The following is a 23,020-nucleotide window of genomic DNA, read 5'->3' on the forward strand; positions in this document are numbered from 1 at the left end:
CACGCAACAATGCCCACAGAATCTAAGGAGTTAAAGCTAATTTGTGTTTTAAGTTGACTAGCTTAATGTGGCAGTTAACGCTACATTGGCTACTAGCTAAGGTAGTTGAGGTGCGTTTTACAATAAAATTTTCTTGAGGCTTTAATTTTATATTTTTCAAAAATTTATCTGTTTCATGAGCTAAATATTCTACCTTAACTTTTGCTATTCCTTGCTTTTTAAAATTTAAAATTTCAGCGGCTTTTTCGGAAACATCTACGATGCGATTCTTTTTAAAAGGACCTCGGTCATTGACCATAAGTATCACAGATTTATTATTAGCTTGATTGGTTACTTTTATAAGGCAAGGCAAGGGTAGGGTTTTGTGGGCTGCCGTTAATAGGTTTTTGTTATATTTATCTCCATTAGCAGTTTTCTTACCGTGAAATCCGCCTTTAGTGCCGTACCAGGAAGCTATGCCTAGCTGGGTATATATTTTATTAGGACTTTGAGGTTTATAAGTCTTACCATTTATTTTATAGCTTTTTCCGACTTTATAGTGTCCTTGATAACTCAAATTGTGAGGATCATCTTTTGAGAGCTTTTTATATAGATGTTGCTTTGAAGTATTACAGCTTATAAGCCCAAAACATAGGATCAAAAAAATTAATAATTTTAATTTATTATAAGTTACCATCATCTATATCATTATTTTCATTAGTATCGGAAAAATTATCCATGATTTTAACATAACAGACTACTTTCTCAACCCCTTTTATTTTTGATGAAATAGCAGATATTTTTGCTAATTCTTCTTCTGACCTAGCCACACCGAACAAATATACGATATTATTTACGGTAAGAACTGTATAATTTGCAAATTTTATATCTTTTCTAACTAAAGTTTTTGTTTTAATCTGCGTTGTTATAAGGCTGTCTCTGGTATATTGCACTAAATCAAAGTGATTGCTTTTTTTATTAACTTTAAGTTCATTAATAACTTCTTTAACTCCTTTTTGATTCCAAGCAATTTCGATTGCTTTCAAGGCATCTTCTTCTTTTTCTATATTTCCTGTGAATAATACTCGTGCTTGTGACACTTCTACCTTAATTTTTGCACCGAGCTCCTTAAAGTTATTTTTAATGAGTGCCGTTTTAATTGCCGCCGAGATTTTTGCGTCATTGATTGTTTCCGACATCGGCTGATCTTTTGAAGCGGCAATACCGGTAGTAGTTGCAGCGGTAAAGATTGCCGGTAAACAACCGCTTAGCGTAAGAGATAAAAACATGATGATTAAAATTTTTTGCATAATTATAATTTTTTATCAGGTAATTTGTTTCTTAGCAAGTAAGGTACTTGTAATAAAATAAATATAAGAGTAATCGGGATTACCCCAAATACTTTGAATTTTACCCATGTTACTTCCGTAAAGTTACGCCAAACTATTTCATTAATTATGGCCATGACAAAGAAAAACCCGGCAGCTCTGTAGCTTAAAGTAATCCAACTTTCTTCTTTAAGCTCAATTATATTTTCTAAAGCATATTTAATAAAGGGATTTTTTCTTATACCGCTCATAAGAAAAATAATACCGAAAATAATATATAAGATAGTCGGTTTTATTTTTATATACATCGAATTGCCGCTAATTAGCGTGACACTACCGGAAACAAGTAAAACACTTGCAGAAATTAGAGATAATTTTGATACTTTCCCGTCGATAAAATAACAAAGAGTGATACAAATAATAGCGGTGATAAGCATATACAAAGTAGCACTTTGTATACCGCCGCCATAAAAAAATCCGGCAAAAAATGCTATTACAGGACCGATTTCTGATAAGAATTTGAACATATAATATTTTTTAAATGTGTTTAGAATAAATTTATTCTAAAGTCAACTAGTATGAAAACTTCGTATATTTTAATTTTATTTGTATTAAAATATTAATTAAACCTATAGTGAAAAAATAAGCCACAACCTGTAAACCGTTTGGTCTTGCAATGTAACCGGTAACAATATGTAATACCTTGCCTGTTATACTCTTATCAGAGATTAACCAAGAGCTATCCCAAAGCTGATCGGATAAAAACGTAATTAGACCTGAGGAAGTTAAGATACCGGCGGCACTTGCCGCAAAGCCTCCGGCGATCAGCATTAATAAGATAGTAGAAATTTTAAAAATATATTTTTGATTGGTAATTTTTATTAACCCGAAATATATTATTAAACCAAGTAAAAATCCGGTTGTCGTGCCTATGATAACCCCTTGTAAATAAACACTGCTAGTAAGTGTTTCAATTGAAGAGATACTATATACTAAAATAATAATTTCCGCTCCCTCGCGTAAAATAGTGCTGGCCACAAGTAAAACCAGCATTATATAACTGCCGCTCCCTTCGCTAATTTTTGCGGATAAATCATTAAGATGTAGCTTTACTTTAACACCGTAACCTTGCATCCAAATTATCGTCCAGCTAATTAAGATAGTGGTTAATATCATAACGCAAGAGTCAAACAGCTCGTCACCCATCCCTCCAAAGGATAAAGATATTTTTCGAGTGAAAAATGCAAAAATTGAGGCAGATACTACTCCAAGCAGGATGCCGGCAATAATATATAAACGTGATTTCTCTATTTGCTTTATTACGGCAAGTATTATCCCAAGTAATAAAGATATCTCTAAACATTCACGGAATACAATTAAAGCAATTTTAAACATTTTATACCTTACATCTAATTAACGATAAGACAACCTTGAGCAGTTTCCTGGTGAAAATCACCAAAAAAATCGTACCTCCCGGGTGCTAAAGGTGCAAGTATAATATTTATAGAGGAGTTAGGCATTACTATTTTTTCCCGATGGAGATCATTACTTTCAAATTCTTCTACTACATCATCCTGGTTATGAATAACTAACAGTAATTTCGTATTTTTAGGTACTTCAATCATACTGGGAATAAATTTATGATCTTTTATAATAATATTTACTTCTAATATCTCTTCTTTAGTATCTTTACTAGGTTGCTTATTTATAGCGATAATTGTAATTATTGCTAGTAAAAAACCTATTGAACTTAATAATAAAATAATATTTCTCATGTAAGCATCTATAAAAGTTTAGCCGGCAATTTTTATTAAAGAGACAAAATACACTAATATAACCATAATGACAAGAATAGTTAACAAAATATAATTCTTTTGTTTTTTAATATTTTTTTTTGAAGGCATATTTTTATTATTTTATGTTCTACTTAGGTTATTACAAGCCCGGTGTCAAGCAGGCGTTGTCGCATGGCTCGAGAATTAATAAAAATCCGTTATTGCGAGCGACTTGATCGGTGTTGTTGTATGGCTCAAAAAAAGTGCTATGTGTCATTCCCGCGAAGGCGGGAATCCAGAGAATATTTAAGCGAATTATATAGTAAATTTTTATATAATTTTACTTATTTTAAGTGTTTTTTCTAGATTCCCGCCTTCGCGGGAATGACATCAAAAATTCGATCCGTGCAACAAACCAGGTCAAGCCACGGTATGACACCATACTTGTAATAACCATAATACGGTAAATTATGAGCCATGCAACAACACCCAGCCTTTAGCGAGAATGACATCGAAAACAAAACTACTAAAAAGAGCTGAAATTATTTAACTCAAGCATTAAATATTCCTCCAAGGGTAAGGAGTCATTAGAAATAATTTTATTTAAATTCGATCCCGTGGCTTTAAAAGTTTTGCCTTTAGCAATTACCGTTCTAGTTCCTATCGGCACTTTGCCGTGCAGAGCATATGAAAAAATTAAGGGATAAGCAATATCGCCTATTTTCATATCAATTTTTTTCTGCGATAGCTTTGAATCATATAATATTTTACCGTCTGATAAACGAGTGATTTTTGCATCAAAGGCTACCTTTTCTCCACATAACAAAGGTACACGGTAAGCTATTTCATCATCAAATACTTTTACTTCATTACTTTGTATAAAGTTTTGCGGTAATATAGATTTTAATACGACATTCAGCCTATACGGACTGTTTGGGTCAATATTTTTACTTTGGTATTCTTGATTATAATAGGCATATTTTGCCGGAATAATCGCCTCTCTTGCTTGACCGACCATCATTCCGACAATTATGCTATCCATCCCCGGTAATATAGCTCTTGAACCTAAAGTAAAAGTCTTGGTGTCTTCGGTAAGTAAATTATTATCAATATCAGATAATTGATAATATACCGTTACGACATGACCGCAAGAAGCAGGACCGATATTACCGTTACCGATAGTATTAATTTTAAATAACGGTGTGATTAAATCTTTATGCACTTCTATTGTATAATTTTCAGTATCGAGAGGTTTATTTAACGGCTGGATAAGATTTTCAAAAAATACTCTTCCTTCTTCGGTTTTAAGGGCATTTATTATTACTTTTGAAATGGTTTTTTCAATTAAATTACCGGTTAACAGATTATTCGGCTCAGCATGATCGGGCGACCGGTTTTCAGAAGTAAGGTTACTGACGGTTGCTTGTTCTTTTTGATTATTCTCTAAAGAAGGTGATGCTTTTATCTTTACAATGTTGTAAAGTATTAACATTACAATTATTAGAGTTAAAAATTTTTGCATAGCAGGTTTGAGGATTAATGTTTTATGTATATTAACAATCAATAATCAATTGATCAACAAACAAATAAAAATTATACTTAAAATTAATTTGATTAACGTAATTAATTGATCTACTAATATATTATATAACTTGGTTAATTTAAAGAGTTGTCGTATCGAGGCTTGTAGCTGTGTTGTTGCATGGCTCTAAAAAAGTGCCGTATGTCATTCCCGCGAAGGCGGGAATCCAGAAAAAACACTTAAAATAAGCAAAATTATATAGAAATTTACTATATAATTCGTTTAAATATTCTCTGGATTCCCGCCTTCGCGGGAATGACATCAAAAATTCGAGCCACGCAACAACGCTGACTTGACCAAGGGGACAAGTTTAATAAAAATAATTATAAGTGGTAAAATGTGAAAAATTTTTTATTTTGTTTACTTTGTTTTTTGGCAGTTAACGTATTTGCTGCTACGCCTCAATTTTATAGTAATAACCTTAATCGTTGTAATATTACTAGAAATATATTAAATGATTATGAACCGAAAGTTTTTGAACCCACCAATAACTTACTTCGTAAAACAGGTCAATTATCTAAATATAGCGGCGAAAAAATTTTAATAAAGGGTAGAGTGCTGGACCAGAATTGTGTACCGGTGTCAGATGCAAAAATATATTTATGGCAAGTCGGGCAAGACGGAAGATATCCGTATGAGCCGCTACGGACACGGGTCGATAAAAAAAGATTCTACGCTAATAGTAATTCAAGTTTTACCGGCTCCGGTACTGCTACTACTAATAACAAAGGGGAATATTATTTTATTAGTATGTTATCTTCTCGTTTTAAGAATGCAAATATTAGAGTGGAACATCCTAGCCTTAAGACTTTGCAAACACGATTAGAATTATCCGATAAAAATATTTGTGAAGGTGAGTGCGGTGAAATGAATCCGGCTTTATTTACTGTAGAACAAGAAATAAAAGCATATTGCTTTGATTTGGTGTTGTCAGGCACTACTTTAAAGAGATATTAGTGTAAATATGTATCCACCTCGCAGAGCATTGTTGTGTGGTTCTAAAAAGGTGTCGTATGTCATTCCTGCCTGTGGGCGTTGTTGCATGGATCAATAAAAGTAGCAGTATGTCATTCCCGCGAAGGCGGGAATCCAGAAAAAACACTTAAAATAAGCAAAATTATATAGAAATTTACTATATAATTCGTTTAAATATTCTCTGGATTCCCGCTTTCGCGGGAATGACACAAAGTGTAAAACTAATCCATGCAACAATGCCAATGCCTAATGAGAATGACATCAAGCTACTTCTGTTTGTTGAGGAACCTCTAACGGTTTTTTGATACCGCAGCTACTTAATATTGTAGATATTAATAATAAAAAAAGTAAAAATGTTTTCATTAAAATCTCGTAAAACTATAAAAAATACTTTTATTTATATGATTTTGAAAAATTATAGTAAATACTTTTTTATTATTATAGTAAGCTTATTATTAACTACAACTAGCTTCGCCTCTTCCCAGTTCGGTAAACCTACCGTAAAATTTTTAAGCGGCTCGAACGTTCCGGATAACGTAATATTTTTTGATGAAGAAAAAAATCAATATTCTCTTGATCAGTTTGAAGGAAAAACTATATTATTAGTATTTTGGGCAACTTGGTGTGCGGCATGTATTAAAGAAATGCCCGATCTTGATATTTTACAAAAAGATTTTAGAAAGTTACCTTTTGAGATAATACCCGTATCGGAGGATTATCAAGGGGTAAAAGTTATCCAAGAACATTTTAAAAGCTATCAAATAAGATATTTACCGATTTATCACGATTATAAAAATCAATTATTTAAAGCATTTTCAATTGTAGGGATACCGACTAGTATATTAATAAGTCCGGAGGGAAAAAAAATAGCTAGCTTTACCGGTAATACAAATTGGCATGACGAAAAAATTAGAGGGATTATTTTATCCAATATTCCGGGAAATTATCCTGATCCAAAAAATAGTTATAATGAAGGGTCTCTTAATCAGCCCGGTAAGCCTTTAAAACCAGTGCAAAAAGGCACGGTCAAAAAATCTACAAATCAAGGTGAGTCAGAAAAATCAACTTCGGATGAAGAATTTACTTCAGAAGATAAAAAAGAGCAAAATAATGAATGAAAGAAATAAAAGCGTCATTGCTAAAGCAGAATTTGAACCGATAATAAGTAAACGTCAAATGAGTAAATTAGAACAATTATTTTCTTTTTTTCCGTCAATTTTCACCAATTCCAAAGATGTTATCGCTGTTCTGCGGCTTAGCGGGGTGATAGGCAAAATCAGTACTATGCAGTCAGGGCTTACTTTAGAATCGTTAAATGAATTAATAGAAAAAACTTTTAAAATAAAAAAACTTAAAGCGGTTTGTTTAGTGATTAATTCACCCGGCGGTGCACCGGTACAGGCAGAGCTTATTGCCAAACGTATTCGTGAGCTTGCTGAAGAAAATGAAATAAAAATTTATAGTTTTATAGAGGACGTTGCTGCCTCGGGAGGATACTGGCTTGCTTGCATCGGCGATCAAATATATGCCTCACGTAGTTCGATTATAGGCAGTATCGGGGTTATAGCAAGCGGCTTTGGTTTTCATGAAGCTATCGGTAAACTTGGAATAGAGCGGCGTATTTATACCGAAGGGACAAATAAAGCAATTTTAGACCCTTTTCAGCCGATACAAAAAGATGATCTTAAAATAATTAAAAATTTACAAAAGCAAGTTTATGAGCATTTTGTCGATTATGTGAAAGAAAGACGTATCGGTAAATTAACCCAAGGAGATGATATTTTATTTAACGGTGAATTTTGGGTAGGACAAGTTGCCGCTGATTACGGTTTAATTGACGGCATCAATGATATGTATAGTGTTATGAAAGAAAAATTCGGTGAAAATATCAAATTTCAATATGTTAGTGCTAAACAGCCGTGGCTTAAAAGAAAATTGGGTATACTAAGTAAAAACCTTTCCGAAAATTTTGCCGATTCTTTAGTAGGAGCAGTAGAAAATAAACTTATGCAGGATAAGTTTAATATTAAGTAGGATGGCTCCCGGAATCGTCATGGCGAGGTCACGAAGTGGCTGGCGTTGTTGCATGGCTCGAATTTTTGATGTCATTCCCGCGAAGGCGGGAATGACATACGGCACTTTTTTAGAGCCATGCAACAACGCCGATCAAGCCGCTCGCAATGGCATAAATACCTTCTTGCCATGATGTTTAGCTATCTACACGGAACTATACCGCAATTAAAATTTAGGAAAAACTGATGCTTAACTTTGCTTCTTATATAGATTTACCGCTTATTTGGGGCGGTTTAATTGCTACGGCGATTTGTCTTTATGTTTTATTAGACGGATTTGATTTAGGGGTAGGTATATTATTTCCTTTTGCACCGACCGATGAATGTCGCCATAAAATGATGAATTCTATAGCACCTTTTTGGGACGGTAACGAAACATGGTTAATACTCGGAGGAGGAGGGTTGTTTGCCGCTTTTCCTCTTGCTTATTCAATTCTAATGCCGGCTTTATATATTCCCATTACATTAATGTTACTGGGTTTAATATTCCGTGGCGTGGCTTTTGAATTTAGATTTAAAGCTCGTGCAAATCATCGTTATATTTGGGATTATTCTTTTCATTTCGGTTCGTTGCTTGCCGCTTTTTGTCAGGGGGTAATGCTTGGTAATTTTGTGCAGGGAATAGAAGTTAAAGGGCGAGTATTTGCCGGCAACGCTTTTGACTGGTTAAGTCCTTTTTCTATAATGACGGGATTTGCCCTTATATGTGGCTATGCTCTTCTCGGCTCTAGCTGGTTAATAATGAAAACGGCGGATAATACTCAACAATGGGCTCGTAAATCCGCTCTTTATATTTCGTGCTACGTTGTGCTATTTATGGGACTTGTAAGTTTATGGGTGCCTTTTTTAAATAAGCAAATACATGATCGTTGGTTTAGCATGCCTAATATTTTATATCTGGCAATTATTCCTATTTTAACGGCTTTAATATTCTTTAGATTAATTAAAACTATTCGTGGAGAAAATGACGTACAGTCCTTTATATGCGTAATCCTCTTATTTTTATGCGGTTATTTGGGTCTTGGTATAAGTATATGGCCGTTTATAGTGCCTTACCAAGTAACTTTAGCACAAGCGGCAGCTGCTCCTGAATCGCAATCTCTGTTATTAATCGGTATCGGAATATTTTTACCGGTGATACTTGGTTATACAATTTATTGTTATTATATATTTCGTGGAAAATCGACTCATCACCCAATATATTAAGAAAATACACCTTAAGCTTTTAAAAGTAATGTCTTCCCTAAAAGGGTGGCAATGGTTTATTATCTTGTGGCTCGGCGGTATAACGGCAACGTTGCTTTTAACTTTTATAGTTAAAGCGGCGTTTTGGTTACTTCGGTGGTTGTAATGGCGTTGTTGCATGGATCGGTTTTACACTTTGTGTCATTCTAGCTAAAGGCGGGAATCCAGAAAAAACACTTAAAACAAGCAAAATTATATAGAAATTTACTATATAATTCGCTTAAATATTCCCTGGATTCCCGCCTTCGCGGGAATGACATCAAAAATTCGAGCCACGCAACAATGCCGGCTTGACCACGGTATAACAGATAATCAAGACAATTATTTATTTTATCTTAGTAAAAATGACAAAAATTTCTGCTTTTATCATTACAAAAAATGAAGCTGCAAGGATAGCCAGAGCTATAAATAGCGTAAAAAATATTGCCGAGGAAGTAATTGTAGTTGATAGTGAAAGTACTGACGAGACAGTAGAAATTGCTAAAAAATTAGGTGCTAGAGTAATCGTTAACCCTTGGTCCGGTTATGTTGCACAAAAAACTTTCGGAGAAGGATTATGTTCTAATGACTGGATACTTAACATTGATGCCGATGAAGAATTATCGAAAGAGCTGCAAGATGAAATAGAGTATATTTTTGCTGCCAAAAACCAAGATCGTTATTTAGCTTATCAAATAAAGCTCTTAATAATACATCGTAATAATTCAAAACCCAGTCGATTTGCACCTTATAATAAATGCATCAGGTTATATAATAAAAAATTTGCTAGTTTCGGCAATACTCATGATAGCACTACTCATGATTCGGTAGTATTTAATGAGGGTATTGAGAATAAAATATACCTTTTAAACGGCGTAGCTTATCATCATTCCGGTACTTCAATTGAGCAGTTGGTTGCTAAAGCAAATTTTTATTCGGGAGAGCAAGCAAAAGATTTATTTAACACCGGTAAAGTGCCGTCGCACGCTCGAATTGTTACGGAAATGCTATTATGTTTTTTTAAAGCTTTTTTTATTAGGCGATATTTTATATTCGGCTTTGACGGTTTTATTGATTCAATGATTTTTGCCTTTGCACGTTTCTTAAGGCTTGCAAAACTCAGAGAAAAATTACAAGAGAATAAAGAACACCGTGGATAGGTCAAAACGTCATCACCTCTTAATATCCTTAACCCTATCAAATGTTGCTTCCGAGAAAAAATTTCCTTGCATGCCGCTAATTTTTAAATTAATCAAAAATTGTGCTATTTCACCGTTTTCAACAAATTCCGCTACTGTTTTTATTCCTAAATCTTCTGAAATCTTAATTAACTTTTCAACAAAATACTGGCTGTGTGCGTCACTTATAATGTTACGTACATATTTACCGTCAATTTTTATAATATCAATCGGTAAATTTTGTAGTTGCTTAAAGGAAGTAAAACCGGAGCCGAAATCGTCTAAAGCAAATTTACAACCGAATTTACGTAATTTATTAATAAATAACGTTATTTTTTCATAATTTTCATTAAAAGAAGTTTCAGTGATTTCAATAATTAAGCGACCATGTACGTCATAAGTTTGTAGTAAATTTTCGGCAAGCTCCCATAAAGCTTCATCTGTCGTACCAACATTTGAAATATTAACGGTAAGAATTAAATCAGGGTTTTTAACTAATTCTTGAATAGTCATTTCAAGGACAATTTGGTCAATCACAAAAATTAATCCTTTATTTTCTGCCATAGGAATTATCGGACCGACGGAAATATAATTATTGTTTTCATCCGGTATTCGAAGTAAACATTCATAATAATGGATTTTCATAGTCGTGCGATCGATAATCGGCTGATAAGCAAATATCATGGTTTTTTTAGCTAAGGCTTGCCGGAGTAAATTAAGCTGAATATTAGATTTTTTAATATTTTCTAAATCATAATCAATAAGGTTATATTCTCGGTAATAATATTCGCCGTTTTGCGACGAAAGAAGCATATTTAAAATGTTTTTAATTTCCTCGGCATTATTGTTTATTTGAGGGAATTGAATGCTTGCAATATAGCAGTTCATGTAAATAGCGGGATGTCCTGAGTCAGTGTAAAGCTGAGAAAGTAAATATAGTTTTCTAGCAAAATTTTTAATTAAATGAGAATCTTGCGTTTTTAAGATAAATAATATCCTATCTTTTTTAATTTTTTTATAGCTAAGTGGAGTATTAAGCTCCGTGCTTACTCGATCAATAATTTGATTAAGTTCCTCAATTATCGGGTAACGATCTTTTCTTATAGCTTTAATTTCATAATAATTGGCTAATTTACAAGATAAACATGTACCTTCTTTTAAATTATCAATTTCTGACTGGAAAATTTCTAGTTCGGTCATTAATTTTATCATGTTTATTTTAGTAATATAATATGATAATATGAAATTTATATAATGAATAATAGCGAAATATGACTCGAATAGATCGGATAAAAGAAAAATTAAAGGCACTAAAACCACATTTCTGTGAAATAATAGATGAAAGCCACAAACATGCCGGGCATAACGCTGGCATTGAAAGCCATTTTAAAGTACAAATTTCTACAAATTTATTTATAGGTAAAAGTTTAATAGCAAAACACCGTATAATTAACAACCTTCTTGCAGACGAGCTAGCAAACGGTTTACACGCTTTATCAATAGAGACATTATGAAAACAAATAATATTCTAAAAGTAATGATAGGTGCCGGCAGCATAGCACAAAAAGTTACTAATAATATAGTAGAGAAAAGCCATAACTTAATTGAAGATAAAATATTAAAAGATAATTATGTCACTAGAGAAGAATTTGAGAAGCTGCAAATTTTAGTAATAAAATTACAAAAAGAATTAGCAGAATTAAGAAAAGATTAAAAAGCGGCATTCTCGACGTCGTTCTTAGCTGCGGAAGGCGTTGTTGGGTGGATCTAAAAAAGTGCCGTATGTCATTCCCGCGAAGGCGGGAATCCAGAAAAAAATATTTTTAAGTCATCCTGAATTTATTTCAGGATATACTAAAAAGATGCTGAAACGAGTTCAGCATGACAAAAAAAAGCCTGGATTCCCGCCTTTAGCTAGAATGACATCAAAAAATCGAGCCACGCAACACCCCCTTATCCACGTGGGAATGGCATCGAGGCTTGACGTATGTATCAAAAACTTATATGGGAAGAGACTTATTCCTAAAATTTTATATTAAATAATTAAATGCTTTTACTTGAATTAAAAAGAACTAAACAAATCCTTGAGACTATCCATTTTATAGGTATCGGCGGCGTTGGCATGAGCGGCATCGCCGAGATACTGCATAATCTCGGTTACAAAGTACAAGGCTCTGATTTATCGGAGAATTATAATACCAAAAGGTTAGAGTCAAACGGCATTAAAATATTCTTGGGACATCATGCACAAAATATTACTAATGTTTCGTATGTAGTGATATCCTCGGCAATTAATAAAAATAATCCGGAAATACAAGAGGCTTTGCAAAGAAAAATTCCGATTATTAGGCGTGCTGAAATGCTTGCCGAATTAATGAGGTTAAAATGCTCAGTAGCGGTTTCCGGCTCGCACGGCAAAACTACCACTACTTCCCTTATAGCGTGTTTATTTGAAGCGGCAGGCTTATCTCCTACAGTAATTAACGGCGGTATTATTAATAATAGATCAACAAATGCTTATCTTGGATCGGGAGATTATTTAATTGCGGAAGCCGATGAATCAGATGCTACTTTTATTAACATACCATCAACTATTGCGATAATAACCAATATCGACCCCGAACATTTAGATTATTATCAAGATTTTGCTACGCTAATTAACGCTTTTAGAAGCTTCATTACTAATTTACCTTTTTACGGCTTTGCCGTTGCTTGTATTGATCATAAAATAGTAAGAGAATTAATTAGCACCGTTACTGAACGTAAAATTGTTACTTACGGCATAAATTCGGATGACGCACATGTTAAGGCTTTTAATATCAGTACTGATATTGCCTCTTCGACTTTTGATATCAGAATTAAATTACCGAATGTAAGCGGTGTTACGATTATTGAGCGAATTACTATCCCAACGCCCGGAAGACATAATATTTTAAATAGTTTAGCTGCCGTTGCAGTCGGAGTAGAGCTAGATTTTGGTATCAAGGTTATTAAAAACGGTTTTAGTAACTTTAAAGGGGTAAAGCGAAGATTTACAAAAGTAGCCGAATATAATAATGCTTCTATAATCGATGATTACGCTCATCATCCGGAAGAAGTGAAGGCTACGCTTGCTACCGCTAAGAATATTGCCGATAAGCAAAACGGCAAAGTTATTGCTATTTTTCAGCCGCATAGATATTCCAGGGTACAATATTTATTTGATGATTTTATGATTTGTTTTAACGATGCCGATATACTTTATATTACCGATATATATGAAGCCGGCGAATCGCCGATAGAGGGTATAACGTCTAAGAATTTAGTTGAGCAAATAACGAAAAATAACCATCACGCTCAAGCAAGCTTTATACCTTATCCGCAAAATATAGCCCAAATTATTAAAGATCATGCACGCCCGGGCGATATGATAATAATGATGGGTGCCGGCAATATTTCAACCTGGGCTAATGATCTAAAATTGAAAGGTACGGATTGATAATATGCTTGATATTATAGATTTCATATCCGATGTCATTCCCGCGAAAGCGGGAATCCAGCTTTTTTATTATAAAATTACTATAAATACTGTATTAATAATTAAATATTATTTTCTGGATTCCCGCTTTCGCGGGAATGACATCAGAAATTTTCTTATATTTTCGAACCATGCAACAATGCCACCTTATTGTGAGAATGGCATCTCTCGGGGTTTTTTATGAAACTACCCAAAATTCGAGGTGAGTATAGAAGAGATTATAATTTAAAGCATCTGACTTGGTTTAAAGTAGGCGGCAATGCCGAGATATTTTTTAAGCCTGCCGACACTGATGATTTGGTAAGCTTTTTGCAACAAAATAACCAAGAATTACCGGTAACGATTTTAGGGGCAGGTTCCAACATAATTATTAGAGACGGCGGGATAGAAGGCTGCGTAATAAAGCTTGGACAAAATTTTACTAATATTGAGCTTACTAAAGATAACCGCCTTGCGGTCGGTAGCGGCTGCCTTAATTATAATCTCGCCAAATTCTGTCAGGCTAATTCTATTAGCGGCTTTGAGTTTTTAGTGGGGATCCCCGGGACTATCGGCGGCGGCGTTGCAATGAATGCCGGTTCTTATAATTCCGAATTTAAAGATATTATAGTAGAAATAGAAACAGTTGATTTTTCCGGAAAAACTTTAATTTTTTCTAATGAAGGAGTAGGTTTTAAATATCGCAGTAACAATTTACCTTCAAATTTGATTATAACTAAAGCTATTTTTAAGACTAAAGCGGGTAGCGAAGAAGATATAACGCAGCGGATGAATGAAATAAATGATGCTAGGTCTCAAACCCAGCCGATAAAAGAACGCACCGGCGGCAGTACGTTTGCTAATCCTACGGGCAAACAAATTAATAATGTCATACCAGGGTCAAGCCCCGGTATGACAACTCAACATTTTATGAAAGCTTGGCAACTTATTGACAAGGCGGGTCTTAGAGGATATAGAATAGGCGACGCCTCTATTTCAGAGCTTCATTGTAATTTTATGATAAATCACGGTAACGCAACTGCTAAAGAGCTCGAAGATTTAGGCAATTTTGTACAACAAAAAGTATTTGAAGATAGCGGTGTTAAGTTAGAGTGGGAAATTAAACGGATAGGCAGGTATAGTTAATTAGCCTGAAAAGTTTTTGTTTATGTCATTCCCGCGAAGGCGGGAATCCAGAAAAACACTTTTTAGTATATCCTGAAATAAGTTCAGCATGACAAAAAAAGTCTGGATTCCCGCCTTCGCGGGAATGACATAAAAGTAGAAAAATAATAACATTAACGGGCAGTATATGCATAAATATCAAACATGTTGGGTAGAGGATTCTAAAATTACGATACTAACTAGTAGCGGCAAAAAACATATCGCCGTTATCGGCGGGGGGATGTCTGCCGAAAGGGAAGTATCGTTAGTATCGGCTGAAGGGGTTAACAAAGCATTAACAGATGCGGGGTATCAGGTTACTTTTATAGATATGGGTGCAGATATTGCTATAAAGCTTCTCGAGATAAAACCCGATATTGTTTTTAACTGTCTGCACGGCACATACGGTGAAGACGGTTGCTTACCGGGGCTATTAAATATTATGCGTATTCCATATACGCATAGCGGCATACTTACCTCTGCTTTAGCATTTAATAAAATACATTCCCGTGCTTGGTTCACGGCAAATAATATTACTATGGCGGAGAGTATTATAGTAAATAAAAGTGATAATATTAAAAGTGACCCTATACCACGCCCGTATGTAATAAAGCCCCTCACACAAGGTTCAAGTATCGGGGTTGAGATCATTTTTGCGGAAGATGATTTTGATTTTACCGATTATGATTTTCCTTATGGCGATGAAATAATGATAGAAAAATATATAAAAGGGCGGGAGCTACAAGTAGCGGTTTTAAACGGCAAAGCTTTAGGAGCTTTGGAGATTAAGCTTTTAAAAAATCGTTTTTATGATTATGAAACTAAATATACGGAAGGATTTGCTCAGCATTTATGCCCTGCACCGATACCTTCCGAAATATATTCGGAATTGCTTGCAAAATCTGAAAAAATCTATAAAACCATGCATTGCAAGGGAGCAGCAAGAGTAGAGTTTATTTTAGAAGATCAAACAAATAAATTAATTGCTCTTGAGATAAATACCCATCCCGGTATGACGCCTTTATCGATAGTACCGGAGATAGCAGCTTATAGCGGCATAAATTTTATTACTTTAATTGAAGAAATTTTAAAGACGGCAAGCTTTGACTCATGAGAAAAAAACAAAACTCTAACAAAAAAAATAAGGTAAAAAAAACTAATATCTCACTGCGTAGAAAGATTGGACTAATCTATACTAGAATGATATTTATTATTAAAATTTCACTAATTATTTTTGTAGGTTTGTTTTTTTTTACAAAATATTTTGCTTCTACCAAACATAAAATAGTGCAAAATATTTATGAATCGACGGCAAATATGGGGTTTAGGCTTGAAAATGTCGTAATAGAAGGGCAACAAAATGTTCTAGAATCTAATATATTAAAAGTTTTAAATGCCGATAAGGGTACTCCTATTTTTGCCCTTAACTTAAATGAAATTAGAAATAATTTAAAAAATAATAAATGGATTAAAGACGTCTATGTCGGCAGGCGGTTACCAAATACCGTCTATATCAAATTATTTGAACGTGAGCCTATCGCCATTTGGCAAATTAATAGACAGCTTTTTCTAATTGATGAAGAAGGTTATGAGATTACTAAAAACATCGAACCTTTTCCGCATTTATTACATGTGGTCGGCAACGGTGCTAATATCTATGCTAGTAAATTGGTGGAGGAGTTAAAAAAATATCCGGCTCTAATGACTAAATCCTTATCTGCCGTACGCTGCGGGGATCGTAGATGGGACTTGAACCTTGAGGGGAATATTACAGTTAAAATGTCTGAAACAGGAACTGAAGAAGCCTTAAAATATATCGATGCTTTAAATAAAGCAAATAAGTTATTTAATCAAAATTATAAGACCTTCGATTTACGTGATAAGGATAAATATTACATCGAGAAGTATCCTCTATAAAATCTTTACAGATTAAAGATAAATTATTATACTATTAGCTAGTTAATCCTTCAGAGAAATTGTAAAATATGAATATTCATGAATATCAGGCAAAAGAAATTTTAAGGAAATACGGCGTGCCTACCTCTACCGGTGTAGTAATCACAAAAACGCAAGATATTAATGCGGCTATTGATAGCTTAAACGCTGAAGTATATGTTGTTAAAGCTCAAATACATGCGGGCGGAAGAGGAAAAGCCGGCGGAGTTAAAGTTGTAAAAAGTAAAGAAGAAGCTAAAAAAGTGGCACATGATATGTTCGGCATTAATTTAGTAACTCACCAAACGGGTCCGGAAGGACAAAAAGTTAACCGCCTCTATATCGAATCAGGAAAGAATATTTTTAAAGAATATTATTTTAGCGTCGTGTTTGATAGATCGAGTAGCCGCATTGCGTTTATAGCTTCTTCTGAAGGTGGTGTTGATATTGAAGAGGTAGCTGATAAAACCCCTGAAAAAATAATTAAGTTTTTTGTCGATCCGGCAACAGGTTTGCAAGCATTTCATACACGAGGCATTGCTTATGAATTAGGGTTTAAAGATGATCAAGTAAAGCAAATGAAGAAAATCATTGAAGCAGTTTATAATGCTTTTATAGATAACGATGCGGCACAAATTGAGATTAATCCTTTAATAGTCACGACAGACGGGGAATTGCTTGCTTTAGATGCAAAAATTACTTTTGACGATAATGCTTTATTTAAGCATCCAAATATTCTATTTATGCGTGATAACGATGAAGAAGATCCCTTAGAAACTAGAGCTTCAAATGCCGGGCTTAGCTACGTGAAGATGCACGGGAATATCGGCTGTATGGTAAACGGAGCAGGTCTTGCTATGGCTACTATGGATATTATTAAGCTTTACGGTGCAGCACCGGCAAATTTTCTTGATGTTGGGGGTGGAGCTGATCGTGAACGAGTTAAAGAGGCTTTTAAAATTATTTTATCGGATAAAGCCGTACAAGGTATTTTAGTGAATATTTTTGGCGGTATTATGCGCTGTGATATTATAGCCGAAGGCATTATTGCCGCTGCTAAAGAGATTGGTATAAAAGTTCCGCTAGTAGTTCGTCTTGCCGGCACTAACGTTGAAAAAGGAGAAGATATTTTATCTAATTCCGGTTTAGAAATAATCCCCGCACATGACTTAGCAGATGCGGCAAATAAAATTGTTGAAGCAATTAAGTAATGCTGATCTCCTCCGTCATTGCGAGCGACTGAAAGCGTTGTTGCATGGATCGAATTTTTGGTGTCATACCAGCGAAAGCTGGTATCTAACTTTTGTCATATTATTAAGTAGATTCCCTCTTTCGAGGGAATGACACCGAGAACGTTTAGGGTATCCATGCAACAATATAGCTAGAAGCTAATAAAACGGCTATAAAAAAAGACTTATGACATATAGTATAGATTTTCGTAGAAAGGTATTTAAGATAAAGAACAAAGAAGGTTTAAGTTATGTACAAACAGCCAAGCGTTTTGATGTAGGGAAGACAACATTAGTGCGTTGGGCAAAACGTTTGGAGCCTTCACGTACTCGTAATAAACCTGCAACAAAAATCAACATGGAAGCATTAAAACAAGATGTCAAGGACTATCCTGATGCTTATAATTATGAGAGAGCTGAACGTTTAGTTGTAAGTACACATGGCATTTGGAGAGCTCTTAAACGCTTAAATATTACATATAAAAAAAACACTGAATCACCCAAAAGCCAAAGCAAAAGAGAGGTTATGCTTTCAAAATAAAATTACTCAATATACACATGATGGAAAACCTATAGTATACTTGGATGAAAGTGGTTTTATGCATGACATGCCTCGTACTCATGGATATTCTATGAAGGGAGAAAGATGTTTTGGTACACATGATTGGGGAGCTAAAGGACGTACTAATGCTATAGGAGCCTTGCTAGACAAAGCACTTTTGACAGTTAGTCTTTTCGAACATAATATTGATACACAAACTTTTACTCATTGGGTAAAAGAGGATTTAATGCCTAAATTACCAGATGGTTGTGTAATTGTTTTAGATAATGCTGCTTTTCATAAGAATAAAGATATGCAATATTATATCAAAAATGCTGGGCATATCCTTGAATATTTACCGGCATATAGCCCAGATTTAAATCCAATTGAACATAAATGGGCTCAAGCTAAATCTATTAGGAGAAAATATCAATGTGATATTGATCAACTCTTTAGAGATTATTGTCCATAGCCGTTTTATTAGCTTCTAGCTATACCCGCTCGCCATGACGATTTTGGTATCCGTGCTAGCTGAAAAATGACATGAAAAGCTAAAAAATAATAATAAATAAGGCAAAAATGGCAATATTAATCAATAAAAATACTAAAGTAATCTGTCAAGGATTTACCGGTTCACAAGGAACCTTTCATTCCGAGCAAGCAATAATCTACGGGACAAAAATGGTCGGCGGGGTAACTCCCGGCAAAGGTGGAAACACTCACCTTGACCTGCCCGTATATAATACCGTTCACGAAGCAAAAGTAAAAACAGGAGCTAATGCCAGCGTTATCTATGTACCGCCGCTTCATGCTGCCGATTCTATATTAGAGGCGATAGATGCGGGCATTGAAATCGTCGTATGTATTACCGAAGGGATACCGGTGCTTGATATGGTAAAGGTTAAGCGGGTGCTTATCGGTTCTAAAACCAGATTAATCGGTCCTAATTGCCCGGGCGTGATTACGCCGGACGAGTGTAAAATTGGCATTATGCCGGGTCATATCCATAAAAAAGGTTCAGTCGGCGTTATTTCAAAGTCCGGCACTTTAACTTACGAAGCGGTCGCACAAACTACCGAGGTGGGGTTAGGCCAATCAACTTGTGTAGGGATTGGCGGCGATCCGGTTAACGGTACTAATTTCGTTGATTGTATTGAAATGTTTTTAAGAGATGAAGAAACAAAATCAATTATTATAATCGGTGAAATTGGCGGAGATGATGAAGAAAAAGCTGCTGAATTTATTAAACATTCAAAAATAAAAAAACCGATAGTAAGTTTCATCGCCGGTATTACCGCACCGCCGGGTAAAAGAATGGGGCATGCCGGTGCTATTATATCCGGCGGTAAAGGTTCAGCCGAGGATAAGCTGGAAGCTCTGCAAAGTGCCGGCGTGACTATTACCAGATCGCCCGCCGATATCGGTAAAACTATGTTAGAATTATTAAATAGGTGATTTGATAAATATCCACAGAACCTATTTTTGCAAAGCGTTTAGTGTCATACCGTGGTCAAGCCAGCGTTGTTGCATGGATAAATTTTTGATGTCATTCCCGCGAAGGCGGGAATCTAGAGAATATTTAAACGAATTATATAGTAAATTTTTATATAATTTTGCTTATTTTAAGTGTTTTTTCTGGATTCCCGCCTTCGCGGGAATGACATATAACACTTTTTTAGAGCCATGCAATAATGTCTCGTGGGTATGGATCGAAAACTTAAATTATGGAATATTTGAAGAATAAATTAAGGATTTAAATCAGAGCTGCTAACAAATTTATAAGCACCGGGATCGCTAAATATTTGTCGTAAAAATTCATTATTTAATGTATGGCTGGTTTTATAACCGTTAATTGCTCCGATAAAATTAGCACCGCTAGTATATAAATCACCGCATAAATCTAGGAGTTTATGACGAACAAATTCATCTTCATGCCGCAGACCGGCAGGATTTAAAATAGTATCTCGGTCGATACCTATAGCATTATCAAGAGAAGCTCCTTGTGCAAGACCTTTACTTTTTAAATAATCAACATCTTGTATAAAACCGAAAGTTCGAGCGTCGGCAATATTTTTCTCAAAAAACTCTTTTCCGGAAAAAAATAAATTTTGTCTGCCGATAACTTTACTAGTAAAGTCTATAGTTAAATCTATAGTCATATTAGGGGAGGGAGTGCAAAATAACTCACAATCTTTATGACTTACTTTTATTTCTTTTAAAATTTTCAAATATTTCTTAGAAGCTTTTTGTAATTTTTTACCTGCACACTCAATCATAAAAACAAACGGTTTACTGCTACCGTCCATTATCGGTACTTCCGGACCGTCAATTTCTATTATAGCGTTATCGATTCCGCAGCCCCAAAGTGCCGCCATTAAATGTTCAATCGTTGAAACATATACGCCGTGAGGATTTTTTATACTTGTCGATAGCAAAGTGTCGGAAACGTTTAAATAACTACTTTGGATGTAATTGGTTTCCTCTACCGAGATATCGGTTCTAACGAATACAATACCCGTATCTTCTTTAGCAGGCTTTAAAGTTAATTGTGCAGTTTTACCCGAATGAACTCCTATTCCATAACAACTAACCGGTTTCCGTAGTGATACTTGCATTAATTTATATCATCTAAAAAATATAATAAAATATTAATATTTAACGCTGATATGTACAAGCTATATTATGTTACAAAATATTACATATAGCTTCAACCATTAAGGTCTATACCTTAATGCTTTTTGCTATACTAGCGTCCTAATGCCATTCCTGCGAAGGTGGAGGTATTGTTGCGTGGCTCGAAAAAAGTGCTATATGTCATTCTAGCTAAAAGCGGGAATCCAGAAAAACACTTAAAATAAGCAAAATTATATAGAAATTTACTATATAATTCGCTTAAATATTCTCTGGATTCCCGCTTTTAGCTAGAATGACATCAAAAATTTGATCCATACAACAACGCTTAGCAAGCCGCTAGGTGACAGTTTTTGGTGATTTTAACCATCTACGCTTAGCCCGGATATTGCATGAAGTGAGATTTAAAGTAAGAAATTGAGTAATTTATAATATTAGCAATGATACTTTTGTAAAAATTTTGCCAAAAAGTGCTTTGAAGCCGTTATTTTCAAATTTTAGATGTAATGCCCCTTACCCCATTTTTTCTAAGCACCGGGAACAGTGCTAATCTAGGTTATTCTAATGCTAATTTCTTCATCACATGATTCCATACCTGTCGGTAAGGATATGATGAAGATAACAAAAACTTAATACGCCTAGTATTACGGATAATTACTACCCCAATTTTTAATAATTTTAAACGTATTGTACCTATTTGTGCTTTTGCTAATGCACTACCTTGTAATAAATTACCTCTGATATATTCTACTAAAGTGTATGCAAGACCCGATAAAATCATTCTGAGCTGATTAGCCCACCATCTATGACAAGAAGTACGATCTGCAAATAATTCTAGTTGTTGCTCTTTTATACGGTTTTCCATATCACCACGACCACAGTAAACTTTGTCGTATAAATCTTCAGGTTTATCTGATAAATTAGTTACTATATACCTTGGATTTTCTCCAAGCATTGTCATTTCTGCCTTACCAATTATTCTACGTTCATGACTCCAACTACCAGCCTTATATGGAAACTCACTAAAAAGACGTTGCTTTTCTTGGGTTATAATAAATGCTGCTTTTGACTTCTCCATTGTAGGTTTCAGTAACTCATTTAGTCTGTTATTTTGGGGCATTCCTACAATATATTTTATATTATGAATATCACACCAATCAAACATCTGATGACGACAAAATCCACTATCACCACGAAAAATAATCTTTACCTCTGGCCAAGCTTGGCGAAAACGTTTTACTAACAATGATAATATTGCCCAAGAATGTTTTGCTTGATCCTGCTTTGACGTCCTAAGATAACTAACTAACAGATGCTTTCCACAAAAAACATACAAAGGTAAAAAGCAATTATGACCGTAATAACCATGATAAAACTTACCTTCCTGTTGCCCATGAATTTCATCATCCGTAGCATCAAAATCAAGTATTAGCTGCTTTGGTACTATTTTATGAGACTTAATAAATTTATCAAGCATTAGTTCATGCACTTTAATTGCAAAGTGTCTATCAGCATTGTTTTCTATACGACATAAGGTAGAACTACTTGCCATATCATCAATTGTTTCCATAGCTGTTTGCATAGCAGGACATTTTCGTAGATAATTGTGGTCATTTAAATCTTCATAACCTAATGCAATACCATAAATTCGTTGCCTCAGCATTGTTGCCATATTATGGGTAATTTTACTACCATCTCGTCTATCAGGAAATATTTTAGCAAGCTCCTCTGTTATACCAAGCCTTTTATCTGCTTCTCTTAATAACAACACACCTCCATCGCTACTAATATCACCTCCAGTGAAATTTATCTCTATTGTCCGATTTTTTACTTTGGAAAACTGGTAACTATATGCTATACAATTTGTCATGACAAAATCCTTTGTATTATTCTAATGAAATACCAGTATTA

At 34.5% G+C, this 23,020-nt stretch carries 25 protein-coding genes and 1 pseudogene; 16 read left to right on the plus strand and 10 right to left on the minus strand.

The window, feature by feature from the left end; translation table 11 throughout:
* Nucleotides 1-22 precede the first annotated feature (22 nt).
* From AAGD48_RS04350 to AAGD48_RS04375, 6 genes and pseudogenes are all read right to left on the minus strand, one after another.
* Nucleotides 23-652: pseudogene (locus AAGD48_RS04350) on the minus strand (septal ring lytic transglycosylase RlpA family protein); the annotation flags it as partial.
* A gap of 10 nt (nucleotides 653-662) precedes the next feature.
* On the minus strand, nucleotides 663-1,289 hold the full coding sequence (locus tag AAGD48_RS04355) for a BON domain-containing protein (protein ID WP_410526026.1): 627 nt from the start codon (nucleotides 1,287-1,289) through the stop codon (nucleotides 663-665).
* Between the two features lie 2 nt (nucleotides 1,290-1,291).
* Entirely contained in the window at nucleotides 1,292-1,834 is a 543-nt protein-coding gene (locus AAGD48_RS04360; protein ID WP_341790578.1) for a septation protein A, read from the minus strand.
* Nucleotides 1,835-1,880: 46 nt separating this feature from the next.
* Nucleotides 1,881-2,702, minus strand: a complete 822-nt coding sequence (locus AAGD48_RS04365) for an FTR1 family protein (protein WP_341790579.1) — start codon at nucleotides 2,700-2,702, stop codon at nucleotides 1,881-1,883.
* 14 nt (nucleotides 2,703-2,716) lie between these two features.
* Nucleotides 2,717-3,082 carry a cupredoxin domain-containing protein gene (locus AAGD48_RS04370; RefSeq protein WP_341790580.1) on the minus strand — a complete coding sequence of 122 codons (366 nt, stop codon included), beginning with the start codon at nucleotides 3,080-3,082 and terminating at the stop codon, nucleotides 2,717-2,719.
* Nucleotides 3,083-3,608: 526 nt separating this feature from the next.
* Complete coding sequence (locus AAGD48_RS04375) at nucleotides 3,609-4,604, minus strand: FKBP-type peptidyl-prolyl cis-trans isomerase (RefSeq protein WP_341790733.1); 996 nt, start codon at nucleotides 4,602-4,604, stop codon at nucleotides 3,609-3,611.
* Nucleotides 4,605-5,003: 399 nt separating this feature from the next.
* Between AAGD48_RS04375 and AAGD48_RS04380 the strand changes: the two genes are divergently transcribed.
* From AAGD48_RS04380 to AAGD48_RS04390, 3 genes are all read left to right on the plus strand, one after another.
* Nucleotides 5,004-5,621: a dioxygenase gene (locus tag AAGD48_RS04380; protein WP_341790581.1), complete on the plus strand. Its 618-nt coding sequence runs from the start codon at nucleotides 5,004-5,006 to the stop codon at nucleotides 5,619-5,621.
* Between the two features lie 419 nt (nucleotides 5,622-6,040).
* Entirely contained in the window at nucleotides 6,041-6,757 is a 717-nt protein-coding gene (locus tag AAGD48_RS04385; RefSeq protein ID WP_341790734.1) for a TlpA disulfide reductase family protein, read from the plus strand.
* The gene (locus tag AAGD48_RS04390) at nucleotides 6,750-7,673 is read left to right on the plus strand and encodes a S49 family peptidase (protein WP_341790582.1); all 924 of its coding nucleotides are present in this window, start codon (nucleotides 6,750-6,752) and stop codon (nucleotides 7,671-7,673) included. The genes AAGD48_RS04385 and AAGD48_RS04390 overlap by 8 nt, the downstream gene beginning before the upstream one ends.
* Here the strand turns inward: AAGD48_RS04390 and AAGD48_RS04395 are convergent.
* Nucleotides 7,620-7,748 (minus strand): hypothetical protein, encoded by a 129-nt coding sequence (locus AAGD48_RS04395; RefSeq protein WP_341790583.1) that lies wholly within the window; start codon nucleotides 7,746-7,748, stop codon nucleotides 7,620-7,622. The genes AAGD48_RS04390 and AAGD48_RS04395 overlap by 54 nt on opposite strands.
* A 149-nt stretch (nucleotides 7,749-7,897) precedes the next feature.
* Between AAGD48_RS04395 and cydB the strand changes: the two genes are divergently transcribed.
* The 3 genes from cydB to AAGD48_RS04410 all read left to right on the plus strand — a co-directional run bounded on the left by cydB (nucleotide 7,898) and on the right by AAGD48_RS04410 (nucleotide 10,095).
* Complete coding sequence (gene cydB, locus AAGD48_RS04400) at nucleotides 7,898-8,917, plus strand: cytochrome d ubiquinol oxidase subunit II (RefSeq protein ID WP_341790584.1); 1,020 nt, start codon at nucleotides 7,898-7,900, stop codon at nucleotides 8,915-8,917.
* 292 nt (nucleotides 8,918-9,209) lie between these two features.
* Nucleotides 9,210-9,338 carry a hypothetical protein gene (locus AAGD48_RS04405; protein ID WP_341790585.1) on the plus strand — a complete coding sequence of 43 codons (129 nt, stop codon included), beginning with the start codon at nucleotides 9,210-9,212 and terminating at the stop codon, nucleotides 9,336-9,338.
* The gene (locus AAGD48_RS04410; RefSeq protein WP_410526027.1) at nucleotides 9,301-10,095 is read left to right on the plus strand and encodes a glycosyltransferase family 2 protein; all 795 of its coding nucleotides are present in this window, start codon (nucleotides 9,301-9,303) and stop codon (nucleotides 10,093-10,095) included. The genes AAGD48_RS04405 and AAGD48_RS04410 overlap by 38 nt, the downstream gene beginning before the upstream one ends.
* A 12-nt stretch (nucleotides 10,096-10,107) precedes the next feature.
* On the opposite strand, the gene AAGD48_RS04415 is transcribed toward AAGD48_RS04410, so the two are convergent.
* Nucleotides 10,108-11,313 (minus strand): EAL domain-containing protein, encoded by a 1,206-nt coding sequence (locus tag AAGD48_RS04415; protein ID WP_410526028.1) that lies wholly within the window; start codon nucleotides 11,311-11,313, stop codon nucleotides 10,108-10,110.
* A gap of 71 nt (nucleotides 11,314-11,384) precedes the next feature.
* On the opposite strand from AAGD48_RS04415, the gene AAGD48_RS04420 reads away from it, so the two are divergent.
* From AAGD48_RS04420 to sucD, 10 genes are all read left to right on the plus strand, one after another.
* A complete protein-coding gene (locus AAGD48_RS04420; RefSeq protein WP_341790586.1) occupies nucleotides 11,385-11,627 on the plus strand; it encodes a BolA family protein in 243 nt (80 codons plus the stop codon).
* On the plus strand, nucleotides 11,624-11,827 hold the full coding sequence (locus AAGD48_RS04425; protein WP_341790587.1) for a hypothetical protein: 204 nt from the start codon (nucleotides 11,624-11,626) through the stop codon (nucleotides 11,825-11,827). Before AAGD48_RS04420 ends, AAGD48_RS04425 begins: the two co-directional genes overlap by 4 nt.
* 333 nt (nucleotides 11,828-12,160) lie before the next feature.
* Nucleotides 12,161-13,591 carry a UDP-N-acetylmuramate--L-alanine ligase gene (gene murC / locus AAGD48_RS04430; protein ID WP_341790588.1) on the plus strand — a complete coding sequence of 477 codons (1,431 nt, stop codon included), beginning with the start codon at nucleotides 12,161-12,163 and terminating at the stop codon, nucleotides 13,589-13,591.
* Nucleotides 13,592-13,810: 219 nt separating this feature from the next.
* A complete protein-coding gene (gene murB / locus AAGD48_RS04435; RefSeq protein WP_341790589.1) occupies nucleotides 13,811-14,755 on the plus strand; it encodes a UDP-N-acetylmuramate dehydrogenase in 945 nt (314 codons plus the stop codon).
* Between the two features lie 166 nt (nucleotides 14,756-14,921).
* Complete coding sequence (locus AAGD48_RS04440; RefSeq protein WP_341790590.1) at nucleotides 14,922-15,887, plus strand: D-alanine--D-alanine ligase; 966 nt, start codon at nucleotides 14,922-14,924, stop codon at nucleotides 15,885-15,887.
* Nucleotides 15,884-16,690, plus strand: a complete 807-nt coding sequence (locus AAGD48_RS04445; protein ID WP_341790591.1) for a cell division protein FtsQ/DivIB — start codon at nucleotides 15,884-15,886, stop codon at nucleotides 16,688-16,690. The genes AAGD48_RS04440 and AAGD48_RS04445 overlap by 4 nt, the downstream gene beginning before the upstream one ends.
* 68 nt (nucleotides 16,691-16,758) lie before the next feature.
* A complete protein-coding gene (gene sucC / locus AAGD48_RS04450; RefSeq protein WP_341790592.1) occupies nucleotides 16,759-17,919 on the plus strand; it encodes an ADP-forming succinate--CoA ligase subunit beta in 1,161 nt (386 codons plus the stop codon).
* A 205-nt stretch (nucleotides 17,920-18,124) separates the two neighbouring features.
* Nucleotides 18,125-18,478, plus strand: coding sequence for an IS630 transposase-related protein (locus AAGD48_RS04455; protein ID WP_341789396.1), 354 nt, complete (start codon nucleotides 18,125-18,127; stop codon nucleotides 18,476-18,478).
* 1 nt (nucleotide 18,479) lies between these two features.
* A complete protein-coding gene (locus tag AAGD48_RS04460) occupies nucleotides 18,480-18,950 on the plus strand; it encodes an IS630 family transposase (RefSeq protein ID WP_341790737.1) in 471 nt (156 codons plus the stop codon).
* A 107-nt stretch (nucleotides 18,951-19,057) separates the two neighbouring features.
* Nucleotides 19,058-19,933 carry a succinate--CoA ligase subunit alpha gene (gene sucD, locus AAGD48_RS04465; RefSeq protein WP_341790593.1) on the plus strand — a complete coding sequence of 292 codons (876 nt, stop codon included), beginning with the start codon at nucleotides 19,058-19,060 and terminating at the stop codon, nucleotides 19,931-19,933.
* Nucleotides 19,934-20,223: 290 nt separating this feature from the next.
* On the opposite strand, the gene lpxC is transcribed toward sucD, so the two are convergent.
* Both lpxC and AAGD48_RS04475 read right to left on the minus strand, forming a co-directional pair.
* The gene (lpxC, locus tag AAGD48_RS04470) at nucleotides 20,224-21,093 is read right to left on the minus strand and encodes a UDP-3-O-acyl-N-acetylglucosamine deacetylase (RefSeq protein WP_341790594.1); all 870 of its coding nucleotides are present in this window, start codon (nucleotides 21,091-21,093) and stop codon (nucleotides 20,224-20,226) included.
* Nucleotides 21,094-21,665: 572 nt separating this feature from the next.
* Nucleotides 21,666-22,979 (minus strand): IS1380 family transposase, encoded by a 1,314-nt coding sequence (locus tag AAGD48_RS04475; RefSeq protein WP_341789277.1) that lies wholly within the window; start codon nucleotides 22,977-22,979, stop codon nucleotides 21,666-21,668.
* Nucleotides 22,980-23,020: the final 41 nt, after the last annotated feature.

Source organism: Rickettsia endosymbiont of Polydrusus tereticollis (genome assembly GCF_964026385.1).
In the GTDB taxonomy this organism is placed as follows: Bacteria; Pseudomonadota; Alphaproteobacteria; order Rickettsiales; family Rickettsiaceae; genus Rickettsia.

Coding starts and splice junctions, on each gene's coding strand:
- AAGD48_RS04385 (WP_341790734.1), top strand. CDS start 6,041: ATGATTTTGAAAAATTATAGTAAATACTTTTTTATTATTATAGTAAGC.
- AAGD48_RS04410 (WP_410526027.1), top strand. CDS start 9,301: ATGACAAAAATTTCTGCTTTTATCATTACAAAAAATGAAGCTGCAAGG.
- AAGD48_RS04375 (WP_341790733.1), bottom strand. CDS start 4,604: ATGCAAAAATTTTTAACTCTAATAATTGTAATGTTAATACTTTACAAC.
- AAGD48_RS04475 (WP_341789277.1), bottom strand. CDS start 22,979: ATGACAAATTGTATAGCATATAGTTACCAGTTTTCCAAAGTAAAAAAT.
- murC (WP_341790588.1), top strand. CDS start 12,161: ATGCTTTTACTTGAATTAAAAAGAACTAAACAAATCCTTGAGACTATC.
- AAGD48_RS04445 (WP_341790591.1), top strand. CDS start 15,884: ATGAGAAAAAAACAAAACTCTAACAAAAAAAATAAGGTAAAAAAAACT.
- sucD (WP_341790593.1), top strand. CDS start 19,058: ATGGCAATATTAATCAATAAAAATACTAAAGTAATCTGTCAAGGATTT.
- AAGD48_RS04420 (WP_341790586.1), top strand. CDS start 11,385: ATGACTCGAATAGATCGGATAAAAGAAAAATTAAAGGCACTAAAACCA.
- AAGD48_RS04370 (WP_341790580.1), bottom strand. CDS start 3,082: ATGAGAAATATTATTTTATTATTAAGTTCAATAGGTTTTTTACTAGCA.
- AAGD48_RS04365 (WP_341790579.1), bottom strand. CDS start 2,702: ATGTTTAAAATTGCTTTAATTGTATTCCGTGAATGTTTAGAGATATCT.
- AAGD48_RS04355 (WP_410526026.1), bottom strand. CDS start 1,289: ATGCAAAAAATTTTAATCATCATGTTTTTATCTCTTACGCTAAGCGGT.
- AAGD48_RS04425 (WP_341790587.1), top strand. CDS start 11,624: ATGAAAACAAATAATATTCTAAAAGTAATGATAGGTGCCGGCAGCATA.
- AAGD48_RS04455 (WP_341789396.1), top strand. CDS start 18,125: ATGACATATAGTATAGATTTTCGTAGAAAGGTATTTAAGATAAAGAAC.
- AAGD48_RS04390 (WP_341790582.1), top strand. CDS start 6,750: ATGAATGAAAGAAATAAAAGCGTCATTGCTAAAGCAGAATTTGAACCG.
- AAGD48_RS04360 (WP_341790578.1), bottom strand. CDS start 1,834: ATGTTCAAATTCTTATCAGAAATCGGTCCTGTAATAGCATTTTTTGCC.
- AAGD48_RS04415 (WP_410526028.1), bottom strand. CDS start 11,313: ATGACCGAACTAGAAATTTTCCAGTCAGAAATTGATAATTTAAAAGAA.
- cydB (WP_341790584.1), top strand. CDS start 7,898: ATGCTTAACTTTGCTTCTTATATAGATTTACCGCTTATTTGGGGCGGT.
- lpxC (WP_341790594.1), bottom strand. CDS start 21,093: ATGCAAGTATCACTACGGAAACCGGTTAGTTGTTATGGAATAGGAGTT.
- murB (WP_341790589.1), top strand. CDS start 13,811: ATGAAACTACCCAAAATTCGAGGTGAGTATAGAAGAGATTATAATTTA.
- AAGD48_RS04405 (WP_341790585.1), top strand. CDS start 9,210: ATGACATCAAAAATTCGAGCCACGCAACAATGCCGGCTTGACCACGGT.
- sucC (WP_341790592.1), top strand. CDS start 16,759: ATGAATATTCATGAATATCAGGCAAAAGAAATTTTAAGGAAATACGGC.
- AAGD48_RS04395 (WP_341790583.1), bottom strand. CDS start 7,748: ATGACATCAAAAATTCGAGCCATGCAACAACGCCAGCCACTTCGTGAC.
- AAGD48_RS04440 (WP_341790590.1), top strand. CDS start 14,922: ATGCATAAATATCAAACATGTTGGGTAGAGGATTCTAAAATTACGATA.